This window comes from Corynebacterium imitans (assembly GCF_000739455.1).
GTDB classification, from domain to species: domain Bacteria; phylum Actinomycetota; class Actinomycetes; order Mycobacteriales; family Mycobacteriaceae; genus Corynebacterium; species Corynebacterium imitans.
Window position 1 is genome coordinate 2132990 of sequence record NZ_CP009211.1, and the last position, 21395, is coordinate 2154384.

22 protein-coding genes are annotated in these 21395 nt (G+C 66.9%); 3 read left to right on the plus strand and 19 right to left on the minus strand.

The window, feature by feature from the left end:
* Positions 1 to 34: 34 nt before the first annotated feature.
* The 16 genes from CIMIT_RS10030 to dacB all read right to left on the minus strand — a co-directional run bounded on the left by CIMIT_RS10030 (position 35) and on the right by dacB (position 15943).
* Positions 35 to 1183 (minus strand): glycosyltransferase family 87 protein, encoded by a 1149-nt coding sequence (locus tag CIMIT_RS10030; protein ID WP_038592446.1) that lies wholly within the window; start codon positions 1181 to 1183, stop codon positions 35 to 37.
* Positions 1184 to 2725, minus strand: a complete 1542-nt coding sequence (gene lysS, locus CIMIT_RS10035) for a lysine--tRNA ligase (RefSeq protein ID WP_038592449.1) — start codon at positions 2723 to 2725, stop codon at positions 1184 to 1186.
* Between the two features lie 19 nt (positions 2726 to 2744).
* Positions 2745 to 4151: a DHA2 family efflux MFS transporter permease subunit gene (locus CIMIT_RS10040; protein ID WP_051904945.1), complete on the minus strand. Its 1407-nt coding sequence runs from the start codon at positions 4149 to 4151 to the stop codon at positions 2745 to 2747.
* Positions 4142 to 5416, minus strand: a complete 1275-nt coding sequence (locus tag CIMIT_RS10045; protein WP_038592452.1) for a hypothetical protein — start codon at positions 5414 to 5416, stop codon at positions 4142 to 4144. The genes CIMIT_RS10040 and CIMIT_RS10045 overlap by 10 nt, the downstream gene beginning before the upstream one ends.
* A 21-nt stretch (positions 5417 to 5437) precedes the next feature.
* Complete coding sequence (locus CIMIT_RS10050; RefSeq protein ID WP_038592455.1) at positions 5438 to 6229, minus strand: pantoate--beta-alanine ligase; 792 nt, start codon at positions 6227 to 6229, stop codon at positions 5438 to 5440.
* Positions 6226 to 6918, minus strand: a complete 693-nt coding sequence (locus CIMIT_RS10055; RefSeq protein WP_051904946.1) for a 6PGD fold domain-containing protein — start codon at positions 6916 to 6918, stop codon at positions 6226 to 6228. Before CIMIT_RS10055 ends, CIMIT_RS10050 begins: the two co-directional genes overlap by 4 nt.
* Positions 6915 to 7847 (minus strand): DUF6779 domain-containing protein, encoded by a 933-nt coding sequence (locus CIMIT_RS10060; RefSeq protein ID WP_038592458.1) that lies wholly within the window; start codon positions 7845 to 7847, stop codon positions 6915 to 6917. The genes CIMIT_RS10055 and CIMIT_RS10060 overlap by 4 nt, the downstream gene beginning before the upstream one ends.
* Positions 7848 to 7857: 10 nt before the next feature.
* Positions 7858 to 8349: a DUF3180 domain-containing protein gene (locus tag CIMIT_RS10065; protein ID WP_328286425.1), complete on the minus strand. Its 492-nt coding sequence runs from the start codon at positions 8347 to 8349 to the stop codon at positions 7858 to 7860.
* A 4-nt stretch (positions 8350 to 8353) separates the two neighbouring features.
* The gene (folK, locus tag CIMIT_RS10070; RefSeq protein WP_038592461.1) at positions 8354 to 8827 is read right to left on the minus strand and encodes a 2-amino-4-hydroxy-6-hydroxymethyldihydropteridine diphosphokinase; all 474 of its coding nucleotides are present in this window, start codon (positions 8825 to 8827) and stop codon (positions 8354 to 8356) included.
* A gap of 1 nt (position 8828) precedes the next feature.
* The gene (gene folB / locus CIMIT_RS10075; protein WP_038592464.1) at positions 8829 to 9203 is read right to left on the minus strand and encodes a dihydroneopterin aldolase; all 375 of its coding nucleotides are present in this window, start codon (positions 9201 to 9203) and stop codon (positions 8829 to 8831) included.
* Positions 9203 to 10054 carry a dihydropteroate synthase gene (gene folP, locus CIMIT_RS10080; protein ID WP_038592467.1) on the minus strand — a complete coding sequence of 284 codons (852 nt, stop codon included), beginning with the start codon at positions 10052 to 10054 and terminating at the stop codon, positions 9203 to 9205. The genes folB and folP overlap by 1 nt, the downstream gene beginning before the upstream one ends.
* 3 nt (positions 10055 to 10057) lie before the next feature.
* Positions 10058 to 10630 carry a GTP cyclohydrolase I FolE gene (gene folE, locus CIMIT_RS10085; protein WP_038592470.1) on the minus strand — a complete coding sequence of 191 codons (573 nt, stop codon included), beginning with the start codon at positions 10628 to 10630 and terminating at the stop codon, positions 10058 to 10060.
* Positions 10620 to 13016, minus strand: a complete 2397-nt coding sequence (gene ftsH, locus CIMIT_RS10090) for an ATP-dependent zinc metalloprotease FtsH (RefSeq protein ID WP_038592473.1) — start codon at positions 13014 to 13016, stop codon at positions 10620 to 10622. Before ftsH ends, folE begins: the two co-directional genes overlap by 11 nt.
* A 41-nt stretch (positions 13017 to 13057) precedes the next feature.
* Positions 13058 to 13651: a hypoxanthine phosphoribosyltransferase gene (hpt, locus tag CIMIT_RS10095; RefSeq protein ID WP_038594703.1), complete on the minus strand. Its 594-nt coding sequence runs from the start codon at positions 13649 to 13651 to the stop codon at positions 13058 to 13060.
* A 103-nt stretch (positions 13652 to 13754) separates the two neighbouring features.
* Entirely contained in the window at positions 13755 to 14660 is a 906-nt protein-coding gene (gene tilS, locus CIMIT_RS10100; protein WP_051904947.1) for a tRNA lysidine(34) synthetase TilS, read from the minus strand.
* Between the two features lie 2 nt (positions 14661 to 14662).
* Positions 14663 to 15943, minus strand: coding sequence for a D-alanyl-D-alanine carboxypeptidase/D-alanyl-D-alanine endopeptidase (gene dacB, locus CIMIT_RS10105; RefSeq protein ID WP_038592476.1), 1281 nt, complete (start codon positions 15941 to 15943; stop codon positions 14663 to 14665).
* A 63-nt stretch (positions 15944 to 16006) separates the two neighbouring features.
* On the opposite strand from dacB, the gene CIMIT_RS10110 reads away from it, so the two are divergent.
* On the plus strand, positions 16007 to 16483 hold the full coding sequence (locus CIMIT_RS10110; RefSeq protein ID WP_038592479.1) for an inorganic diphosphatase: 477 nt from the start codon (positions 16007 to 16009) through the stop codon (positions 16481 to 16483).
* Positions 16484 to 16842: 359 nt separating this feature from the next.
* Here CIMIT_RS10110 and CIMIT_RS12755 read toward each other — a convergent pair whose 3' ends face one another.
* From CIMIT_RS12755 to CIMIT_RS10125, 3 genes are all read right to left on the minus strand, one after another.
* Positions 16843 to 18471, minus strand: coding sequence for a hypothetical protein (locus CIMIT_RS12755; RefSeq protein WP_157727818.1), 1629 nt, complete (start codon positions 18469 to 18471; stop codon positions 16843 to 16845).
* Positions 18472 to 18792: 321 nt separating this feature from the next.
* Complete coding sequence (locus CIMIT_RS10120; RefSeq protein WP_038592485.1) at positions 18793 to 19644, minus strand: hypothetical protein; 852 nt, start codon at positions 19642 to 19644, stop codon at positions 18793 to 18795.
* Positions 19645 to 19733: 89 nt separating this feature from the next.
* Positions 19734 to 20417 (minus strand): sortase family protein, encoded by a 684-nt coding sequence (locus CIMIT_RS10125; protein WP_051904948.1) that lies wholly within the window; start codon positions 20415 to 20417, stop codon positions 19734 to 19736.
* Between the two features lie 26 nt (positions 20418 to 20443).
* Between CIMIT_RS10125 and CIMIT_RS10130 the strand changes: the two genes are divergently transcribed.
* Positions 20444 to 20740 (plus strand): rhodanese-like domain-containing protein, encoded by a 297-nt coding sequence (locus tag CIMIT_RS10130; protein ID WP_038592488.1) that lies wholly within the window; start codon positions 20444 to 20446, stop codon positions 20738 to 20740.
* A 76-nt stretch (positions 20741 to 20816) separates the two neighbouring features.
* Complete coding sequence (locus CIMIT_RS10135) at positions 20817 to 21257, plus strand: MarR family transcriptional regulator (RefSeq protein WP_038592491.1); 441 nt, start codon at positions 20817 to 20819, stop codon at positions 21255 to 21257.
* The last annotated feature ends 138 nt before the right edge of the window (positions 21258 to 21395 follow it).

Here is a 21395-nt window from a genome sequence, read left to right on the forward strand (position 1 = left end):
ACGCGAAAACGTCCCAGGTCTTGCCCCGCTCTGTTTAGGCGGGTAACAACCCTGTTGTCTTTTTCCATCGTAGGCCCGCGTGCACCGCGATGGCAAAGGGCACCACGCCCCATCCGAGGGTTGCGAGCAAACTCGGCTCGCCGGGCAGCGCGAACAGGCCGGTGGTGGTCCAGATCGCGATGCCGGTGGCCCAGTTGCGCGCGGGTGAGCGCAGGTCGATCGCGGACATCGCCAGCGGGATCAACCAGATCGAGTAGTAGCCCTGCAGCAGGCCGCCGACGAGGAAGACGCCGCTAAACAGCGCGCCGAGGGTGCAAAACGCCCACACCGCGCCGAGCTCGTGGCGCTGCGGGAACAGCAGCGCCACCGCGGCGAACACGCCGATGAGCACGATCGCGCTGACCACGAAGGTGCCGACCGTGCCCAGCCCCATCGCGCCGATGGCCCCGTTGTCGTAGTCGCGGGTCTCCGACAGGTACGGCACGAGTCTCTCGAGGTACCAGTGCGGGTTGACCGTGGTCGCCCAGCCGATGCCGAACAGCGCCGCGTACGCCGCGACCGCCCCGACGATCACCCACCATTGCGCCAGCAGGAAGGGCACGGCCGCGAGCACGACGAACTGCGGCTTAATGGTCACCGCGTAGGCGAACAGCAGCGCCGCGACAACCTTCGAGCCGCGGTAGTCGCGCAGGCACGCGTGCACGAACGCGACCATCACCAGCAGCAGAAAACCGTTGATGTTGGTCAGGTACACGGTGGATTGGACCGGCTCGGGCGTGTTAAACGCAATCGCGATCGTCGCCAGCGTCAGCCGCACCGCCCTGTGCGGGGCGAGCATCCTCGCGGCCCAGTACACCGCGCCGCTTATCGACGCCACACTCGCCCCCACCATCGCCCACCGGCCAACCTCAAACGTGCCAAAGATCGCGAGCGGGGCCAGCACCACGTTCGCGCCCGGCCCGTAGAGGTAGTGCGGGTCGGTGGTGGAGTAATCCTCGTTGTAGACGGGGATGCCGCTGGTGTATCGCTGCACCGCCTCCCAGATCGGCACGAAGTCGGAGCCGTAGCGGGCCAGCGGCAGCGTGATCGCGACACGGATCACGCCGATGAGTGCGGCCGCGGCGAGCAGCCAGAGCGGCACGCGCCGCGGCAGAAGCGCGGTGCGTTCCGCGCTCGGCGTCACCTAGGCCTCCGGCTTGACCATCGGGAACAGGACGGTCTCGCGGATGCCCAGGCCGGTCAGCGCCATGAGCAGGCGGTCCACGCCCATGCCGCAGCCGGAGGTCGGCGGCATGCCCTGCTCCATCGCGGCGAGGAAGTCCTCGTCCAGCACCATGGCTTCCTCGTCGCCGTCGGCGGCCAGGCGGGCCTGGTCCTCGAAGCGGGCGCGCTGGATGATCGGGTCGATCAGCTCGGAGTAGCCGGTGGCCAGCTCGAAGCCGCGGATGTAGAGGTCCCACTTCTCGGTCACGCCCGGCTTGTCGCGGTGGTCGCGGGTCAGCGGGGAGGTCTCGACGGGGAAGTTGGTCACGAACACCGGCTCGTAGAGCTGATCGGCGCACAGCTCCTCCCAGATCTCCTCGACCAGCTTGCCGTGGCCCCAACCTTCGCCCTTGGGGACCTCGAGGCCGATGTGCTCGGCGATCGCGGTGAGCTCTGCAACCGTGGAGTCGATGGTGACCTCGGGCTGGCCCGGGAACTTGCGCTCCAGCGCCTCGTTGAGGCTGGGGTACATCTCCATGACTTTCCATTCGCCGGAGAAGTCGTACTCGGTGCCGTCGGCAAGCGTGACCTTCTCGGAGCCGAAGACCTCGCGGGCACAGAACTTGACCAGGCCCTCCATCAGCTTCGCGCCGTCGGCGTAGGTGCCCCACGCCTGGTAGGTCTCCAACATGGTGAACTCCGGCGAGTGCGACTTGTCCACGCCCTCGTTGCGGAAGTTCTTGTTGATCTCAAAGACGCGCTCCAGCCCGCCAACCACGGCGCGCTTGAGGTAGAGCTCCGGCGCGATGCGCAGGTACAGGTCGATGTCCAGCGCGTTCGAGCGGGTCACGAACGGGCGGGCTGCGGCGCCACCGTGCAGGGTCTGCAGCATCGGCGTCTCAATCTCCACGAAGTCCTCGCCGGTGAGGTACTTGCGCACCGCGGCGATGACCTTGATACGCGTCATCGCGTTCTCGCGTGCCTGCTCGCGCATGATCAGGTCGGTGTAGCGGTGGCGGACGCGCTGCTCCTCGTTCATCTCCGCGAAGGCAACCGGCAGCGGACGCAGCGCCTTGGAGGCCATTTGCCAGGATTGGGCCTGGACGGAGAGCTCGCCACGTCGAGAAGCGATGACCCGGCCCTTGACCGCGACGATGTCGGCCAGGTCGGTGTCGGACTTCCAGGCGGCGAGCGCGTCCTCGCCCACCTCGGCCAGCGACAGCATGACCTGCAGCTGGGTCCCGTCGCCCTCCTGCAGGGTGGCGAAGCACAGCTTGCCCGTGTTGCGCTGGAACATGATGCGGCCGGTCACGGCCACCACGTCCTGGGTCTCCTGGCCCGGCTCGAGCTGAGTTACGCCGTCACCCTCGCCTTCGGGCACGGCCTGGTACTTGCTCCGCAAGTCCTTGAGGGAGGTCGTGCGCTCGACGCTGACGGGATAGGCGTCGACGCCCGCGTCGAGGAACTTCTGCCGCTTCTCGCGGCGGATCTGCTGCTGCTCTGAAAGATCTTGCGTAGTCACGCCCGCCTATCGTAGTCGGTCAGCGCGGTGCACTCGACTCCACGGTCACCGTTTTGCGTTTGCCGCCCACAAAGCTCACCGCCGCCAGGGCAATTATCGACGCCACGATACCCACCACAAAGCTCACCGGCGCGGCCTCGGCCTGGCTCGCTCCTCCCGCAACGCCCAGCGACATGATGCCGATGAACACCGCGGTGCCGGCTGCGCCGCCCAGCTGCTGCAGCGTGTTGAGGATCGCGGAGCCGTGCGAGTACAAAGGCTGCGGCAAAGCCGACAGCGAGGCCGTCATCAGCGGCGTCATCACCATGGCCATTGCGATATTGGTGAGGATGAGTGTGGTGACGATGAGCCACTGCGGGGTGGTCTCGCCGAGTGTGAGCCACAGCGTCACCTGCGCGGCGGCGAGCAGGATCGCTCCGGGGATGGCGATGGGGCGGGTGCCGACGGCGTCGAAAATGCGACCCGCGATCGGCGAGGCAATCCCCTGCGCCACCCCTCCGGGCAGCAGGATCAGGCCGGTGACCACGGTGGACAGACCGAGCGCACCCTGCAGGTACATGGGCAGCAGGTTGACCGTGCCGAGGAAGGAGCCGAAAACCACAATGATCGCCACGAGCGAGAGCGTGAAATCGCGGTAGCGCAGCGCGTTCAGGTTCAACAGCGCCTTGTCCACCTTGGCCAGGCGGCGCTGGCGGGCCGCGAAGATGGCGGTAAAGACCACGCCGACGCCAACTGCAACCCCGGGTGCCACCGACTCGCCGGTGACCAGCTGGGTCAAGGTGGACAGGCCGTAGACCAGCCCGCCGAAGGCGAAGACGGACAGCAGCACGGAGAGGGCGTCGAGTGGAGTCTTGCGGACTTCGCCCACGTTGGGCATGACGAAGATGGCCAGGATGAGCAGCAGCGCAGGAAGCGGCACCATCACCCAGAAGATGTGGTGCCAGGTCCACCGGCTCAGCACCAGGCCCGCGAGCGTAGGCCCGAGCGCCGGCGCCACCGAGATGACCACCGCGTTGAGCCCCATCACCGTGCCGCGGCGCTGCGGCGAGACCACGTTCAGCGTGACGGTAAACAGCAGCGGGATCATCACCGCCGTGCCCGCCGCCTGGATCACGCGCGCGGCGATGAGCACCCAAAACGCCGGGGCGAGCGCGGCGATGACGCTGCCGGCGAGGAAGAGCGCCATGGACAGGAAGTACAGCGTGCGCGTGGTCAGCCGGTCGATGAGGAAGCCCGAGGTGGGGATCACCACCGCCATGGTCAAAAGGAAGCCGGTCAGCAGCCACTGGGCCACGTCCGCGCTCACGCCGAATTCCGCCATGATTGCGGGCAGGGCGACGGCGACGGTGGTCTCGTTGAAGATCATCATCATCGCGCTGAGCACGAGGATGGCAAGGAGCACCGCCGGGTTTTGGGCTACTCGCACAGCGGCAGTCCCAGGCGCTTGTCCTCAGACTCGTGCCCGTTGATCACCACGAGGTACTGTTCTTTATTCTCCGGCACCATCACGAACGCCGGCGGGTAGGCCTCGGGCACCTCGTAGGAGTCGATCATGCACTCGCCGCTGCCCAGGATCACCGCCTCATCGCGGCCCGGGACCACGTCGTCGCGCGTGTCCTGCGAAACGTACTTCGACACGGATACGCCCAGGTCCTCGTTGGCGCAGCGGATCTTGCCCTCCTGGCCAGCCTCCGGGGTGGCCGACTCGCACACCAGGTCCTCCCAGCCCTTGCCGCCAGCACGCTCAGAGACGAGTTGCGGGTATTCCTGGGCGATCTCGGCATCCGCGCCTGTCCACTCCTCGCCGCGGTTGTTGTCCCACCACCACCAGAACGCGCCGAGCGCGATGAGCAGCAGCACCAGTACGGCGATGATCCACGGCCACGGGTTCATCCTGTCTTTAACCACGGCGGGGCGCGTGTACTCCCCCGTCGGGCCGTAGGCGTAGGGCTCGGGCGGCTTGCGGTATCCGTCCTGCGGGCGCGGCGCGACCGGCGTCGAGCCATCGGTGCCCACCGCGGCGGCCGCCCCGCCGGCCAAGGCGAGGAGGTAGCCGGCGCAGGAGCCGGACTCGCGCGCGAGCTCCGTATCGACCGGGTCGCCGGTCATCTCGGAGACGAGATCGCGGAAGGCGGCGCGGTTGGCGTCGATGGTCGCGGCCGCATCGGTCTCGCCGCCACCTGCGAGCGGGCCCACCAGCGCCATCTTCACCGGCACAGAAGACCACGCGGGCTGCACCAAAAGCTGCGCCGGGTCGATCGAGCGTGAGACGAACTCGGGGTGGCCCTCACGGTTGTAGGCGTCGATCGCCTCGGCGGCGGGCAAAAGCAGGTCGCGTGCTTCGGCGTTGGTGAAGGTGGTGCCGGCGGCGCGTTTGTCGTCGATAAGCGAGCGCAACGTCGAGCCCGACGGGGCCTCGCGCAGCACGAAGAACTGGCCCTCATCGCTGATGCCGGCACCGCGCGGCTGGAAGGTGCCGGGGTGCTCGGCTTCGCTGAGTTCGCGGCCGAGTGCGTCGGTGTCGGCGGTGGCTCCGGCGTCGAAAAGCTCGACCTCCACGGCCTGGCCCTCCGCATTCGACGCGGTGAACAGCGTCGATGAGGCGGTGCGGCCCGATTGGCGAACCTGCTCGGCGGTGAAGGCGAAGCCGTAGCGCTGATTTAGCAGTGCAGCGATGTTGGACACAGACATGCCCAAGAGTTTAGCGCCTGCCTACGCCTCGATGTTTTTGAACCCAACGCCAAGCGGCACGCCCACGTTGTCGATCAAGCGCACATCCCCCAGATCCACCGCGGCGAGCAGGCGCGCATCCCCGGTCGCCGGTGCCGGGCGCATGGCCAGGTCGCGCAATTCGAGGTAGGCGGGCGTAACCCCGGCTGCCGCGAGCACGCCGCGCGCGGTCTCGAGCACCGTCTCGGCGCCGTGCTCGGCGGCGTGCGCCCCGGCGGTCAGGGCCGCGCCCACGGCAAGCGCCGCCTCACGGTGCTCCGGGGCCACGCGCTCGTTGCGCAGGCTCACCGCCAGCCCATCCGGCATGCGCACCGTGGGCACGCTGTGCAGCTTGACCTCCATCCGCAGCGCCGAGACCGCCAGCTGGGTGGCCACGAGCAGCTCGAAGTCCTTCTCGCCGAGCACGAGGTCGGTGGCATGTGTGGCGTTGCACAGGGCCAAATGCTTTGCGACGCCACGCTCCACCCCCTCCGCGTCCTCCAAACACTGCCCGCCCGTGGAGATCCGGGCGGCGGTCGGCAGGGTGCCGTGGAAGACCACGTCCACCTTCTCCTCGGCGAAGACCTCCGGGACTTCTTCGCCCTCGAAGCTGACAAAAACGTAGGCTCCAAGCAGCGACTTCGCCGCGCGGATCAGCTCGATGTGGCCGGCGTGCACCCCCGTGGACAGCGGAACGAGCACCACCGACTTGCCCACCTTGCGGAACGCGCGGCCGTAGGTGGCCAAGAGCGCCTCGTCGGTGACTACGGTGGCCTTGCCCGGTTCAAACGTCATCTGGATTGTCTCCCTTCGTACTTTTCCATTGCCCATACTTGCACGGCGGTGTCCCCGGCCTGCTCGGCGGTGCGCCGTTGCAGGTCGACAAACAGGCGGCGTATGCCCGGGTCCTCGATCGCGGCGTAAAGCTTCTCCAGGGTGTCGACACCGAGCGGCTCCGCTTCCTCGAATCCTTCTGGCGCGGGGAGGTTGGGGATGGCTTGGGTGGTGAGCGCGTGGGCGTCGGTAAGCACGGCCTGCTGGCGCGCGCGGAGCTCCTGGGCGGCGGCGAGGGTCGGGCGCACCGCATCCGCGATTGGCACGGCGGTCGCGCCGGCCTCGGCGAGCAGCATGGCGACGACGGCCTCCCCCATCTCGTCGGCCGCCGAAGTCACCCACGTCGCGGGCGCGATCTGGTGGGCGCACATGACGATCGCGCGGGCGGTCTCCACCTCGTCGAGCAGCTGCGCCCCGCCCAGCAGCGCGGTGTGGATGAACATCTGCTCCGCTCGCGCGTGCGGTGCGAACCGGGCAGCCCAGGCGCGGACGGTGGCGGGGTCGGCCGCGTCGATGAGCACGAGGTCGACGTGCGCGATCGCCCCCGGATCAGCCGGATCGAGCGCGATCACGCTGTGACCTGCGCGCTCGAGGCCCGCAGTCAGGTCTGTGGCTGGGCCAATCTTGCCGACGAGCAGCCGCGGCGTCATGAGCGCTTGCTGCGCGCGATCAGCTCGGCGACAGTCAGGGTGCCCTCGCGTCCGGCGTCGCGGCGGCGGCGCCCGCCGGTCGACTCCTTCGCGGGCTGCTCGTGACGGCCGGCGTGCTCTGGTGTCTCCGGCTCCGGCTGCGCTGGCTTTGCTGGCTCTGCGGGCTTCTCCTGTTGCGCCGGCTTTTCCGCCTCCGCCTTCGCGCGCTCGCTGATCAGCGCGGACAGCGGGTTCGGCTGTTCGCGCTGCGGCATCTGCCCGATCTTGCCCGCGACGGCGTCGCTGCTGGGTGCGCCGCTCGGGCGGGTCCGGCGGGAGCCTGCGGCGGTGTGCTCGCTGGTGACACGCGTGATCTTGGCGGTTTCGTAGGTCGAGGGGCCCTTCGGCTCGGTCTTGAGTTCGGTCTTGGGCTCCGGCTTCGGCTCCTCCACCGGGTGGACCGCCTCGCTGGGCTGCGCGGCCGTTTCCTTGGCCCAGGTGTCGGCAGCCTCCGGTGCCGCGCCCGCTTGCTCGATTTCCTGGATGCGCCGCGCCGCCGCGCGCACGGCCGCGGGCTCGTACTCGAAGACCTGCCCGCTCATCTCCTCCAGCTGGCTGCGCAGCGCCTTGATCTCGGACTGCAGTTCGCGCAGGAGTTCCTCGTCCACGGAAGGCGCGGCCGGCGCGGGGCGCGCCTCAAGTCGGGCGATCTCTTCCTTGTGCTGCGCTTCGCTGGCTTCCAAAGCGCGGGTGGCTTCGTCGCGGTCGCGGCGGGTTTTGAAGATGATGATCAGCCCGGCTGCGGCGGCCCACAGCGCGAGGATGAGCGAGATTTTCAGCGCGTTGGCCGAGTTCGTGAAGAGCATCACCACCGTGCCCACGATCGCGAGCGCGAAAGGCACGATGACCCAGATGTTTCCGTTGTCTCTGGACGAAGATTCGGCAGTCATGGTTAGTACCTTAGCTAACCGCTTCCCCGTTGGATGGTGGCGACACCTCACACGCCTTCTCCAGCAGCACCCCGGCCACCGCGAGCGCAAGCCCACCGAGCACACCGCTGGCGAGCGCGGGCAGGTCCTCGCCCGCCGCCGCCAGCACCCCAAGCCGGGGCAACACGTACACCAGCGGCCCCAGGTAGGCCCCGCCGGCGATCGCGCCACCCCACGCGCTGGCCTTGCCAAAGAGCATGAAATTCGCCGCCATCATGGGGTTAAGCTGGGAGCGGTCCAGCCCGATGCGCCCGTCCTCGCGCCGCTTCTTCACCACCACCACGAGGTAGCCACAGGTCAGTGCGAGCACCCAGAGGCTCGAGGGCACAAGAATGCTTATCGACGCCACCGCGCCGTAAAACCGGCGCATCAAAATCAACGTCGCCGCAGCACAAAACCCGGCGACCCCGACGAGCGCAGCCACGGAGGTGCGCTGCATGCCGCTGCCCGGTTGTTCTGCCATGAATCTAGTCCTCCAGCCTGCGCACGCCCTCGCGCTCTTCTGCGTCGAGGCCCGCGAGCAGGTCGGCGACGCGCTCGCCGCCCAGCGTAGCGTCCGGGTCGAGCTCCAGCCAGGGGGCCAGGACGAAGGCGCGCAGGTGGGCGCGCGGGTGCGGCACCGTCAGCACGGGATCGTCTGAGGTGAATCCTTCGATGTCGACGATGTCCACGTCGAGTGTGCGCGGGCCCCAGCGCTCGATACGCACGCGGTTGGCGGCGGCCTCTAACGCCTGGCATTGGTGAAGGAGTTGGGAGGGGGAAAGCGGGGCGTCGATAAGCAAGCTCTGATTGAGAAAGTCCGGCTGATCCGTTTTGCCCCAGGGCGCGGTGGCGTAGAGCGAGCTTGCGGCGACGAGTACGTCGGCGAAGTGCGCGCGGACGCTCGCGAGGTGGGCGCGGGAGTCTTCCATGTTGGAGCCGGCGGAGATGACGGCGCGCATGCTACCTCCTGTGCTTGCGGTTGCGTCGGCACACGACGGCCACGTCGTCGAAGACCAGCGGGATCGGAGCGTGCGGCTTGTGCACCGTGACCTCGATGGCGTGGAGCGGCATGAAGCGCTCCATGGCGGTGTCCGCGATCTCGGTGGCGACGGTCTCGATGAGCTGGCGCGGGGTGCCGGCGGCGACATCGTAGGCGAGCTGGGCGAGCTCCGCGTAGTTGATCGTCTTGGTCAGGTCGTCGCCAGCTGCGGCCTCGGCGAAATCGACCCAGCAGGTGATATCCACGGTAAACGCCTGGCCGTGCTTCGTCTCGTGCGGGAGCACGCCGTGGTGGGCGTAGCAGACAAGGCCTTTAAGTTCGATGCGGTCGGCCATTAGTTGACGCCTCCCTGCCGCCAGCGCGCGGCCACGTCGACTGCGTCGCGGGACACGGCGACCTCGTGGACGCGCACGCACCACGCGCCGTAGTGCGCCGACAGTGCGGTCACCGCAGCGGTGGCGGGGTCGGCGTCGACCGGCCCGTGTGCAAGTCCGCGGTCCTCGCGGATGCCGGTGAGGAAGCGTTTGCGGCTCGCGCCAACCAGGATGGGGAACTCGCCGGCGATAAACTCCGGCAGCGCGTGAAGCAGCGCCCAGTTGTCCGCGGCCGTCTTGGCAAAGCCCAGGCCCGGGTCGAGCGTGATCTGGTCGTGCGCCACGCCGGCGGCAAGGGCGTTGTCCACCAGCTGGGCAAGCACCTCGTGGACGTCGCGGACCACGTCGCCGCCGTGATCGGCAGCGCCAGAGGCGTTGACAAAGGCGTCGGCGCGCCAGTGCATCAGGCACACCGGCAGCTTCGTCTCCGCCATCACGCGGTACATGTCCTCGTCCGCGAGGCCGCCGGAGACATCGTTGATCAGGTCCACGCCGGCTTCTGCGGCGACGGCGGCGGTGGAGGCGCGCATCGTGTCAATGGAGGTGCGGATGCCATCGGCGTGCAGCGCCTCGATCACCGGGCGGATACGCGCGGCCTCCACCTCCGCAGGCACGCGGGTCGCTCCGGGGCGGGTGGACTCGGCGCCGACGTCGATGATGTCCGCACCCAGGCGCACCAGCTCGTGGGCGTGCGCGATCGCGTCGTCCGCGGCGAGCCAACGCCCGCCGTCCGAGAAGGAATCCTCCGTGACGTTGACAATGCCCATGACGGTGGTCCGCCCGGGCGCCGTCAGCTCTGCCACGCTGACCATTGCTTACCTCCTGATCAGGCTCAAGACCTCGGCGCGCGAGGCCGCGTTCTTCTGAAAGCCGCCGCGCACCGCCGAGGTGGTGGTGATCGCGCCGGGCTTGCGGATGCCGCGCATCGCCATGCACAGATGCTCGCACTCGACCACCACGATCACCGCGGAAGCCCCCAGTTTCTCGACGATCGCGTCAGCCACCTGGCCTGTCAACCGCTCCTGCACCTGCGGCCGCTTCGCGTACAGATCCGCCAGGCGGGCCAGCTTGGAAAGGCCAGTAACCTTGCCGTCCTTGCCCGGGATGTAGCCCACGTGCGCCTTGCCGTAGAAAGGCACGAGGTGGTGCTCGCAGGTGGAGTAGATCGGGATGTCGTGGACCAGCACGAGCTCCTGGTGGTTCTCCGCGAAGGTCTTCTCCAGGACCTCGGTGGGGTCGGTGTGCAGCCCGGCGAAGACTTCCTCGTAGGCGCGCGCCACGCGCGCAGGCGTCTCCTTCAAGCCCTCGCGGTCCGGGTCCTCCCCTACCGCGATGAGCAGCTCACGTACCGCGGCCTCGGCGCGCGCGTGGTCGAAGTTATTGGTCATTGTTGGTGTCCTCTGGGTTGCTGGTGTCCTCGTCAGCCTTGCGGTGGCGCGGCATCTGCTGGGTCGTGTCCTCGGATGGGCGGTAGTAGGAGTCGGTGGGGCGCTCGTTTTCCGGCAGGCGGAAGCCGATCTCCTCGGTCTGCTCCGGCTGCTCCGGCTTTTCCTGCTGTTTAGGCTCCTGCGGCTGCTCCGGCTTGGGCGCGTAGTTGCGCATGCCCGGGTGCTCGCTGCGCTCGGGAGCGTCGGCGGGAGCGTTGTTTGCGCCCGGGTAGGTCCAGCCCGGCGGCGGGGTCGGTCCGCCGTAGGTCGGACGGGACCCGCCCTGTGGTGGGGTCCACGCGGAGGAGCCACTGCCTGTGTGCTTGGGGCCTTTGTCGCGGGCGTCGCGCTCGCGCTGGCGGCGCTCACGGGCTGCCCGCGAGGCGTCGAGAAGCGAGAAGGGCTTCGGCGGTTCCTCGCCGCGTTCCTTCGCAAGCTCCACCGGCGTCTTCACCGGCTCGCGGCCTGGCTGCCGGCCGAAGCGGATGTCGTGGGCGGGCAGCTCGGGGCGGACCGGCTCGATGCCTTCGAAGAGTTCCTCGAGGTCCGGGCGGCGCAGCGTTTCCTTCTCCAACAGCTTGGAGGCCAGGGCGTCGAGCTGGTCGCGGTACTTCTCGAGGGTGGAGTAGGCGACGGTATGCGCGGCGTCGAGAAGCGATTGCATCTCCTCGTCGATCTTGGCGGCGACTTCCGGCGAATACTCGAGCGAGCCCCCGCCGCCGCGACCGGAGAAGGGATCGCCCTGCTCCTGGCCGTACTTCACCGCGCCGAGCGCGGAGGTCATGCCGTACTCGGTGACCATCGCGCGCGCGATCTTCGTGGCCTGCTCGATGTCGTTGGAGGCGCCGGTCGTGGGCGCGCCGAAGACGAGCTCCTCCGCGGAACGGCCGCCCATGGCGAAGACCATGCGGGCGAAGAGCTCGTCGCGGTTGTACATGCCCTTGTCGTCCTCGTCGGCGGTCATGGCGAACCCGCCGGTGCGGCCGCGGGCGAGGATGGTGACCTTGTAGACGCGCTCGATGTCTTTGAGCGCCCAAGCGGCGAGCGTGTGGCCGCCCTCGTGGTAGGCGGTGACCTTCTTCTCGTGCTCCGAGATGATCTTGGTGGAGCGGCGCGGGCCGCCGATCACGCGGTCGGTGGCCTCCTCCAGCGCGTCCGGGGTGATCACGTTGCCGCCGATGCGCGCGGTGAGCAGGGCGGCCTCGTTGAGCACGTTCGCGAGATCGGCACCGGACATACCGGCCGTGCGCTTCGCCAGTGCCTCCAGCGAGACGTCCTTGGCCAAGGGCTTGCCCTTCGCGTGCACCTTGAGGATCTGCTCGCGGCCGGCCAGATCCGGGTTGGTCACCGGGATCTGGCGGTCGAAGCGGCCCGGGCGCAACAGCGCCGGGTCCAGGATGTCCGGGCGGTTCGTCGCCGCAATCAGGATGACACCCTCGCGGTCGCCGAAGCCGTCCATCTCCACCAGCAACTGGTTGAGCGTCTGCTCGCGCTCGTCGTGGCCGCCGCCCATGCCGGAGCCGCGCTGGCGGCCGACGGCGTCGATCTCGTCGACAAAGATGATGCAGGGGCTGTTCTCGCGGGCCTGCTTGAACAGGTCGCGCACACGGGAGGCACCCACACCGACGAACATCTCGACGAAGTCGGAACCGGAGATGGAGTAGAACGGCACGCCGGCCTCGCCCGCCACCGCACGCGCGATCAGCGTCTTACCGGTGCCGGGTGGGCCGTAGAGCAGCACGCCGCGCGGGATCTTCGCGCCGAGCTTTTCATAAATGCCCGGCTCCATGAGGAAGTCGACGACCTCCTGCAGCTCGTCGACAGCCTCATCCGCGCCCGCGACGTCCTCGAAGGTGTTGGTCGGGTTGTCCTTAGTCAGCTGTTTCGCCTTGGACCCGCCGATGCCGAACATGCCGCCGCCGGCCTGCATCCGGTACATCAGGTAGAAGATCAGGCCAAAGACGATGATCATCGGCAGCATGAAGCTGATCATGGACAGCAGGAAGGACTCCTGCGTCACATTCGTCTTATAGGTGTCCGCCCCGGATTCGCGCACAGCAGCGAAGATCTCCGGGGTCGTGCGCGCCGGGTACTGGGCGGACACCGCCTCGACGCCCTCGCGCTCCTCCACTGTGATCGGCTCGCGCAGCTCGATGCGGACGCGCTGCTCGCGGTCGTCGATCTGGACGTCCTTCGCGTTGCCGTCGTGAAGCTGCTCGAGCGCGATGGAGGTGTCCACCTGCTGGTAATTGCGCGTGTCATCGCCGAAGAGGGTGAGCACGTACAGCAGGATGAGTGCGACGGCGGCGAAGATGCCCCAGCGCAAGACATTCTTATTCTTAGTCATACAGTTTTGAGATTTTGCCTTTTCTTACTAAAAAGCTGGCGTTAAGCGTCGCTGTCCGAGTACACGCGCGGGTGCAGCGTGCCCACGTACGGCAGGTCGCGGTAGCGCTCCGCGTAGTCCAGGCCGTAGCCGATCACGAACTCGTTCGGGATGTCAAAGCCCACATCCAGCAGATCAATCTGCGCCGTCTGCACCTCCGGCTTGCGCAGCAGGGTGATGACCTCGAGGCTCCTCGGGCCGCGGCCGCGCAGGTTCTTCAGCAGCCACGACAGGGTCAGGCCAGAGTCGATGATGTCCTCGACCACGAGCACGTCGCGGTCCGCGATCTCCTTGTCCAAGTCCTTAAGAATGCGGACCACGCCCGAGCTGGTGGTGGAGTTGCCGTAGGAAGACACCGCCATGAACTCCATCTCCGCCGGGATGGAAAGCTTGCGCACGAAATCGGTGAGGAAGAACACCGCGCCCTTGAGCACGCACACGAGGATGAGGTCCTGTTCCGCGTCCTTGTACTTCTCCGAGATCATGTCGGCGAGCTCCTGGATGCGGGTCTGCAGCGCCTCCTCGGTCAGGAGGACGGCCTCCACATCATCGCCGTAGCGGTTGGCGGGGACGTTGAAATCCTTCTCGGTATGCAGCTCGGTCATGGTTGGGCCCTTCCATCTCCTGTTGGCTTACAACTCCTTCATACTGCCACCTTCTCACCTTGCGCGACAACAAGGCCCAGGAACAAGGCGCAGGTCAACGGTGAGTGAGTTCGAGTGTGCCGTCCACACGACGCACGCGCACGCCGCGCGCCATATCCACGCCGACCTGGCCGCGCCAGTGGGTGACCAGCCGCTCGATGGCGTCGAGTTGAGCGCCGTTGGGGTGGACATCTTGGTCGACGAGCCAGGCGTGGATCCGCGAGCGCCGCAGTACCGTGGGCAGCGCGTTGAGCTCATCGCAGCGCATGGTGCCGGCGGGTTGGGCGAGCTCAGCGATAACGGCGTTGCTCTGCGCGATCCGGTCGGCGGTGTGCGCGAGCGCGGGGACGGCGTCGCCGCCAAGAACTTCCGTCAGCGCCGGGATGATCTGGGTGCGGATTGCGACGCGCCGGTACGCCGGGTCCTGGTTCATCGGGTCATCCCAGGTTTCGAGCCCGAGCTCGGCGCAGGCCCCGACGGTGTCCGCTCGGCGCAGCTGGAGGAAGGGGCGCACGAGCCGCCCGGCGCGCGCGCTCATGCCGGCAGGGTTGCCGCGGAGTGCCCCAAGCAGCAGGGTTTCTGCCTGGTCATCGGCGGTGTGGGCGACCCAGACCTCTTCGCTTTCGGCGAGGAGCGCGGCGTAGCGAGCCTCGCGGGCGGCGGCCTCGAGGTTGTCGCGTGTATCGACGTCCACAGCCACGACCTCGGCGGGGATACCGAGCGCGCGGGCCTGCTCGGCGGCTCGCTTTGCGACGTCCGCGGAGCCGCGCTGCAGCCCGTGGTCAACCACCACCGCGCGGGCTGGTTGCTGCTCCGCTGCCGCGGCAGCGACAAGTGCGAGCGAGTCCGGCCCGCCGGAAAGCCCGATGGTGACTTCGGCGTCGGTGTGGTGTTCGCGCACAGCGCGGCGGCAAGCAAGGAAGTGCGGCGAGGTGCGGGGCCAGAAGGGCTGCGCTGCCATGGTTAGAAGGCGCGCAGGACGGAGGCGAGCTCGTCCATCCCGCGGCGGGCCTCAAGGATGGAGGAGTCGTTGGAGATGAAGGCGAAAGTGTAGACGTTGCCTGCTTCGCTGGTCACGGTGCCGGCGAGCGCAGAGGTCTCGTCGAGCGTGCCGGTCTTCGCGCGCACCCAGCCGCGGCCCGGAAGATCATCGTAGCGGGTCTCCAGGGTGCCTTCGCCCGCGGCGACGGGCAGGGTATCGAGCAGGTCGCGCAGCGGGGCTTCGGTCGCGGCCTGCATCAGGATGGTGTCGAGGAGGGCGGGCGCGATCCGGTTGGTATCGGACAAGCCGCTGCAGTCGGCCAGCTCGGTGCCGCTGAGGTCCAGGCCGTGCTCGGCGAGCGTGTCGAGGACGGCCTGCGGCGCGTTGGTGGTGCCGCGGGCGAGCGCGACCTCGTGCCCGATGGCCTCGGCGTAGACGTTGTCCGAGTTTCGCATCATCACCCGCATCCGCTCCGTCAGCGTCGGCGACTCGACGGTGGCGAGCACCTGCGAGTCCTCCGAGACGGGCGCGTCCGCGATGCTGGCGTTGTCCGCGCCGAGGCGGTAGGCCAACGCCTGCGCCACCGCGAGCGCCGGCGTGTGCGAGCGCGGAACATCGCCCTCGGTGTTGCCGTCCATGCGGCCGCCGGAAAGCATCGCCGGCTGCAGCGGGGCTACGTAGCCAGCGTCGATGTTCTCGGGGTCCCAGGTATCAGGGAACTCGGTAAAGCCATCCCAGAGCGAGGTGTCGATGCTTACCGACGTGACCTGCCCAGCATCGGAAGCCGAAACCTGCGCCGCGAGGTCATCGAGCGCTTCGTCGTCGAGCCAGACGTCGCCGCCTGCGAGGATGGTCACCTCGCCAGGCTGCGCGCCGCGCACCACAGCCGTGGACAGCGTGTCCTCCGGCCCCAGCTGGTACAGGGCCGCGGCAGAAGTAAGGATCTTGGTTACCGACGCGGGGCGCAGCGGCTCATCCGCGTTGCGATCCAGGACCACCTCGCCGGTGTTCGCAGAGGAAATCCGGGCGTGGAAGGTGCCGAGGTCGGGGTTGGACGCGGGGGGCGTTAAAGCGTCGATAAGCAGCTGCTCGTCGATGGGGCTGCCCTGCACGGGCTCAAGCAGCGGTGGCGGGGCCGTGAGCGAGTACGCCGGGGCGTGCTCCAACGCTGCCAACTCGCGCTGTGCCGTGATACCGAACCCCGCCGCAGTGCCGACCGCGCCGAGCGCAAGCGCGCCCACTACCCAAGACCATACTTTCATCGGCACCAACAGTAGCCCACGTATGATGGGGAGCCGAACCACAACGATTAGAAGGAGCAACACATGGCTACCGAGGTCATCATCGAAATCCCCAAGGGATCGCGCAACAAGTACGAGCTCGACCACGAAACCGGACGCGTCTACCTCGACCGCTACCTGTTCACCCCGATGGCCTACCCCGCCGACTACGGCTACATCGAGCACACGCTTGCCGACGACGGCGACCCGCTCGATGCACTGGTCATCCTCCCCGAGCCGGTCTTCCCCGGTGTGACCGTGAAGGCGCGACCGCTCGGCGTCTTCAAGATGACCGACGAGGCCGGCGGCGACGACAAGCTGCTCTGCGTCATCGACGACGTCCGCTACGAGCACTACCAGGACATCGACGACGTCTCCCAGTTCCTCAAGGACGAAATCGAGCACTTCTTCGTCCACTACAAGGACCTCGAGCCGAACAAGGAAGTTTCCGGTTCCGGCTGGGGCAACAAGGCTGAGGCCGAGAAGATCCTCCAGGACGCGATCGAGGCGTACAAGAAGTAAGGCGTTTTTGGTCTGTTGGCCCGGGTCTGCCGTTGTTGGTGGGCTCGGGCTTTTTGGTGTTTTTAGGGGGGTGTTGGGGGTTTGTTCGGTGCTTGGTCGGCTAGTGCGTAGCGTCTAAAACGTAGCCTTTCGAGTAAAACGCTTGGATGGGTTGCGGGAAGGGGCGGCTCTACTCGAAAGACTACGGTTTGGGGGCTACACTTCTGCCGCTACGTTGTACTGGCTGGTTTTTCTGGGGGACGTTGGGGCCCTCAGGATGGGAACGCCAGGATGGTAATCAGCCGAGTCACTGCCTCGGGTTTACGTGACGTTACTCGGCTAATCATCATCTACTGGTTACCATCCTGGTTTTGGCGCGTTTAGAAATTCGGCGCCGGAACACCCGGGATGAGGCCGCCGGCCCAGGCCCAGCCCGCGCCGAGGATGCCGATAATTCCGAGCACTAGTGGGATCACGATCGCAGCAATAGTGCCCTTGCTGGAGCTTTCGGCCGAGCCGGTTGCACTGCCGGTGGGGTCGGATTCCTCTTCCGATGCGTCTTCTGTGGGGGTGTCGGCGGGTACCTCCAGGGTGGTGGTTACCTGCGTCATCGTTTCAGTTGGGACGCCAGCGGTTGGAATCTCGGTCTCCGGTTCAGTTGCCGCTGGGGTTTCGGTGACAGTGCTGGAGGCTGCCGCAGAAGACGTGGTTGACGTAGTTGCCGGTGTTGACGTGGTGCTGTCGGCAGGCTTTGCGGGTCGGGTCGTCCACGGCCAACGAGACTCGGACGGAGTCGGCTCTTCCGCATCGACCGGGGTGGGCGTAGTGGACGAGGTGGTGGTCAATGTGGAGGATTCGGGCGTAGTCACGCTCGTCGGTGTGGCGGGCCTTTGCGTAGACGACTTCGCCGTGGTTGCCTGCGTAGTGGGCGTGGGCTTTGCCGTTGGGGTGACGCGGTGCGTCGTCAACGTTGGCGAAGGCGTCGTGGTCGTTTTCGTCGTAGAAGTAGTAGAAGACGTTGTTGTCTGCGAAGCCAACTGCTCCCGCAATTCCGCGCGGTTGGTGTTAGCTTCGCGGAGGGCGGCGAGGTAGACGTTGGCAAGTGCCTCATCTCCCGAGGCAAGAGCGCTTTGATATTTGTCCGCGTACTCCTTAACCGCACGCTGTGCCTCTTCGAGCGTGCGCGGCTTCGGCACCGTGATTGGAGCAAGCGTTGTGCTTGTTGGTGGTGTGGACGTGGTGGGCTTCGCAGACGGGACCGGGTCGCTGCTTGTTGGCCGGGCCGAAACCGTGACCGTGACGGTCAGGTCGCTCGGACGCTCGCTCGTCGGCGAAGGCTGAGTCGTGGTTTGCTTCGATGATGTTGGCGTGCTCGCGCTCGTCGGGAGCTCCAGGGTGGGCTCTGGTTCCGGCATCGGTTCCACAGACGGCTCGGGCTCCGGAGTCGGCTCAACAGACGGCTCGGGCTTCGGTTCCGGCTCAGGCTCCGGGGCCGGAGTCGGCATCGGCTGGCCATTCAGACGGCGCAGATCCGGGTGCGTCTGGATGAGCACCTGCGCGTCGAACTTCGTCGGCAGGGTGGCGAACTTGCCGCCGCTGCCACCGCCCTTCATCAACGTTTGATCGCAAGAGTGCGCGAGGCCCATCGCGTGACCGATCTCGTGTGCAAGCGTCATGACCAAGCTTGCTTCTTGAATTTCCACGGGATTTGCATACATGCGTTGGTTCAAGATAACCCGCGGGTTGTTCCCAGGCGTTCCCAGCTGGCGTCCAATGACGTTGCCGCCAATCGGCCCGAGCTCAATGGTCACCGCCTCTGGGTCAGGCCGGTCAACGTATTCCACCCGCAAGAGGCCGCCGGTAGCGTCGATCCAGGCGTCCATCGCCTGCTTGACGTACGAGCCATAACGAGTGGTGTTGTAGATCTTGAGCGTGTTCCCACGAATGTTGCTGTGGCCAGGTCCAAAGAAGTAACGATTGACGTTGGAAATCTCTTTACCTTTGTTCACCTCTTTGATGGCCGCCCTGCACTGTGCATCCCTTGCGTTCGTGACCTCTTCATAGGCGTACACGGAAGGGGCGCTGACGATCAGCGAGGTAGCACCAAGAGCGGCGGCGCAAGCCGCGGCGAGAAAATTGCGAGACAACACGGAGCGGGAAACGACCTTTTCGTAAGAAATGACTAACTAGACTCTTAGAAACATTACAGGTTCGCGTAGGGGTTAGCCATTCGCTCCATCATGTGCCAACGCACCAAAAAGGCGCCCCCACAACCATGCGAGAGCGCCCACAAGACACCCCGTTCATCGCTGCCACACGCAGCGACACCGCTAGATCAGGTAGCGACGCCCCACCAGGAAGACGGCAGCACCCAGCCCGGAGGCGATCACCAGGGCGACGAGCGCGCGGAGGAACGTGTTCGAGCCAGTCTCGGCGGCCATACCGCGAGCTTGCACGCCCTCAGCAGCGGCACCAGCAGGTGCCGGAGCAGCCTGGTGCTGCACCTCAACAGCCGGAGCGTCGGCAGCACCTGCGTCCGGCACAGCCTCCGCATCCTTACCACCAGCACGTGCCTCTTCCAGCCCCTGCTCGCGGACCTCGCCGGAGTGCTCAGCAACCAGCTTCGCAGACGCCTCAACTTCCTCCGGCGTCGGAGTATCGGCGACGCGGGCAACATCGGTGACGTAGGTTGCACCGTCGGCATTGAGGTAGAAGGTCTCGCCATTCACGCTCAGCACAGACGGCAGAGCGACGAGCCCGCCCTGGACCGGAGCCGGATTATTCGGGTCGACAGCGTCGGCGTCGAGCACCTTCTCATTCGGTGTGCCGTCACCCTCGGGCTTGACGGGCGTGGCGACGGCGTCGCCCTTCGGAGCCTCCGCAGGCGCCTCAGCCGAAGCCGAAGCGGAAGTGTCCGCCGGAGCGTCGATAAGTCCGGCGATGGCGGCGCGGGTTACGTCGACCGCGCGCTCCTGATCGGCGGCGCTGAGCTGGGCGTAAGGCACGGCCACCTGGGCGGCATCGGCGACGTAGTAGTCGCCCGCCTCGTTAAGGAAGTAGGTCGCGCCGAAGGCGTCTTGCACCTCGGCGGGCAGGTCCTGCGCCCCGGCGAGCGGCGCGGCGGAAAGGGCGAGCGCGCCGGCAAAACCGGCGGCGGCGAGGGTAAGTGGGGTGCGGTGCATAGGGGTCTCCTGTCGTGCGAGAAAGACTCACTCTCAAGTTCACCTTTAGACTTTACACGCGCGGTCACACTTTTCACAGGGGCAACACGTCACACATTGGTAACGGTGGCGTCGTCAAGCAGCTCGGCCTCCGGCACGATGGCGACAAACTGCCAGCCGACGACGGCGTTGCGCACGGCGTCGGCAAGCAAATTCGACGGCTGAATACACGAGATGGTCAGCAGCCGCCCCGGCATCGGGCCCGTGCCCCAAATCGAGGCGTCGTCCGCGAGCCCCGCCTTCTGCGGCGCGTGCACATCTGTTGCCTCGTACTTCAGCCACGCGTCGGCGGAATCTTCGGTGCGCAGGTACAACGTGTCGCCAACCGACACCCGCGACGCGTCCGCCCCACTGTCGTAGAGCGCGTCGAACACCCCCGGCACGCCCGCACCCGTATGCCCGGCGACCACCGTCAGGTCACCCGTGTCCGGACCGGGCAGCTCGTAAGGCTTGTCCGGCGACGTGTACGCGCACGCTTTCGTCATCGATCGGGGATTAAGCGCCCCATCTTTGACCCGGCAGTCCTCCGGCTCAAACTCGGCTTCCAAGCCAATCGCGGGGATGCGCAGCTCCACCGGTCGCGACTGTCCCACATGCGCCGGCAGCTCAGGCTCCCCTCCCCCGCACCGCGACACAAGGGCCACAACACCCATCAGCAGCACCACCAGCACGCCCAGCACCGCGGCGCGCCGCACCCAAAACACCCACTGCGGCGGGCGTCGGTCAAGGTTCATGCAGGAAAGCGTATAGGATCGTGCCCATGCAGTCAGTCAACGTCACCGAAGTTCCACAGGGTGCCCAGCTTATCGACGTCCGCGAGCCCGAAGAGTACGCCGACATCCACGCCACCGGCGCCGTGAGCATGCCGATGTCCTCAATCGTCGGCAACACCGGCGACATCGACCCCGACCGGGACATCTACGTCATCTGCAAGGCCGGCGGGCGCTCCCTGCGCGTCGCCGAGTACCTCGAGCAGGCGCTCGGGTGGGACAACGTAATCAACGTCGAAGGCGGCACCGACGCCTGGGTCGCCGCAGGTCTGCCCACCGAAAAGTAGACGATCGGGGGTACGCGCATTCGTTGCGGCCACCTGTAATTGTTTGGGGCGGCCCACTAACCCTAGGATGAGGGGTATGGCAACCCACGACGAGCTCCCCAGCGCGCTGATCAAGTCCCCGTCCTTCCAGATCGAACGGGTCCGCCGCCACACCAAGGACGAGGTCGAGCGCACCTTGTGCAAGCACGAGGTGTCCATGCGCGGCTTCTGGGTGCTGACCTGCGTCGCCGAAAACGCGCTCTCCCAGTCGCAGCTGTCTAGCCTTTTGGCCGTTGACGCCTCCGATATGGTCCGCCTCGTCGATTCGTTGGAAGACCTCGGGTGGGTCAAGCGTGACCGCGACCCGAAGGACCGGCGTCGCCAAATCGTCACCGCCACCAAGAAGGGCACCAAGGCCCTGGGGATGCTCGCCGATGAAGTCGCTGACGCTGAGGACCGCGCGCTCGACGCTTCGAGCGACAAGCAGCTCAAGAGCCTGAAGAAGCTCTCCAAGGCCATCCTCGCCGACGAGGAGTAGGGGTTTCCGGGGCGCCTGTGGCGTCCGGGTGTCCAAACAGCGCAAGTTGGAGTTCGATAGTTCCGGAAATTTCAGCGACAATCGTGTTCCGATCTGCGCTGTTTAGCCTCGCTCGACCCAATTGTCGAACCCGGGTTG

Excerpts from the sequence above, each read along its gene's own strand:
- CIMIT_RS10110 (WP_038592479.1), top strand. The coding sequence starts at position 16,007 with ATGGCTACCGAGGTCATCATCGAAATCCCCAAGGGATCGCGCAACAAG.
- CIMIT_RS10125 (WP_051904948.1), bottom strand. The coding sequence starts at position 20,417 with ATGAACCTTGACCGACGCCCGCCGCAGTGGGTGTTTTGGGTGCGGCGC.
- tilS (WP_051904947.1), bottom strand. The coding sequence starts at position 14,660 with ATGGCAGCGCAGCCCTTCTGGCCCCGCACCTCGCCGCACTTCCTTGCT.
- folE (WP_038592470.1), bottom strand. The coding sequence starts at position 10,630 with ATGACCAATAACTTCGACCACGCGCGCGCCGAGGCCGCGGTACGTGAG.
- dacB (WP_038592476.1), bottom strand. The coding sequence starts at position 15,943 with ATGAAAGTATGGTCTTGGGTAGTGGGCGCGCTTGCGCTCGGCGCGGTC.
- CIMIT_RS10120 (WP_038592485.1), bottom strand. The coding sequence starts at position 19,644 with ATGCACCGCACCCCACTTACCCTCGCCGCCGCCGGTTTTGCCGGCGCG.
- CIMIT_RS10130 (WP_038592488.1), top strand. The coding sequence starts at position 20,444 with ATGCAGTCAGTCAACGTCACCGAAGTTCCACAGGGTGCCCAGCTTATC.
- folP (WP_038592467.1), bottom strand. The coding sequence starts at position 10,054 with ATGGTCAGCGTGGCAGAGCTGACGGCGCCCGGGCGGACCACCGTCATG.
- folK (WP_038592461.1), bottom strand. The coding sequence starts at position 8,827 with ATGCGCGCCGTCATCTCCGCCGGCTCCAACATGGAAGACTCCCGCGCC.
- CIMIT_RS10135 (WP_038592491.1), top strand. The coding sequence starts at position 20,817 with ATGGCAACCCACGACGAGCTCCCCAGCGCGCTGATCAAGTCCCCGTCC.
- CIMIT_RS10065 (WP_328286425.1), bottom strand. The coding sequence starts at position 8,349 with ATGGCAGAACAACCGGGCAGCGGCATGCAGCGCACCTCCGTGGCTGCG.
- folB (WP_038592464.1), bottom strand. The coding sequence starts at position 9,203 with ATGGCCGACCGCATCGAACTTAAAGGCCTTGTCTGCTACGCCCACCAC.
- CIMIT_RS10045 (WP_038592452.1), bottom strand. The coding sequence starts at position 5,416 with ATGTCTGTGTCCAACATCGCTGCACTGCTAAATCAGCGCTACGGCTTC.
- CIMIT_RS10055 (WP_051904946.1), bottom strand. The coding sequence starts at position 6,918 with ATGACGCCGCGGCTGCTCGTCGGCAAGATTGGCCCAGCCACAGACCTG.
- ftsH (WP_038592473.1), bottom strand. The coding sequence starts at position 13,016 with ATGACTAAGAATAAGAATGTCTTGCGCTGGGGCATCTTCGCCGCCGTC.
- CIMIT_RS10060 (WP_038592458.1), bottom strand. The coding sequence starts at position 7,847 with ATGACTGCCGAATCTTCGTCCAGAGACAACGGAAACATCTGGGTCATC.
- CIMIT_RS10050 (WP_038592455.1), bottom strand. The coding sequence starts at position 6,229 with ATGACGTTTGAACCGGGCAAGGCCACCGTAGTCACCGACGAGGCGCTC.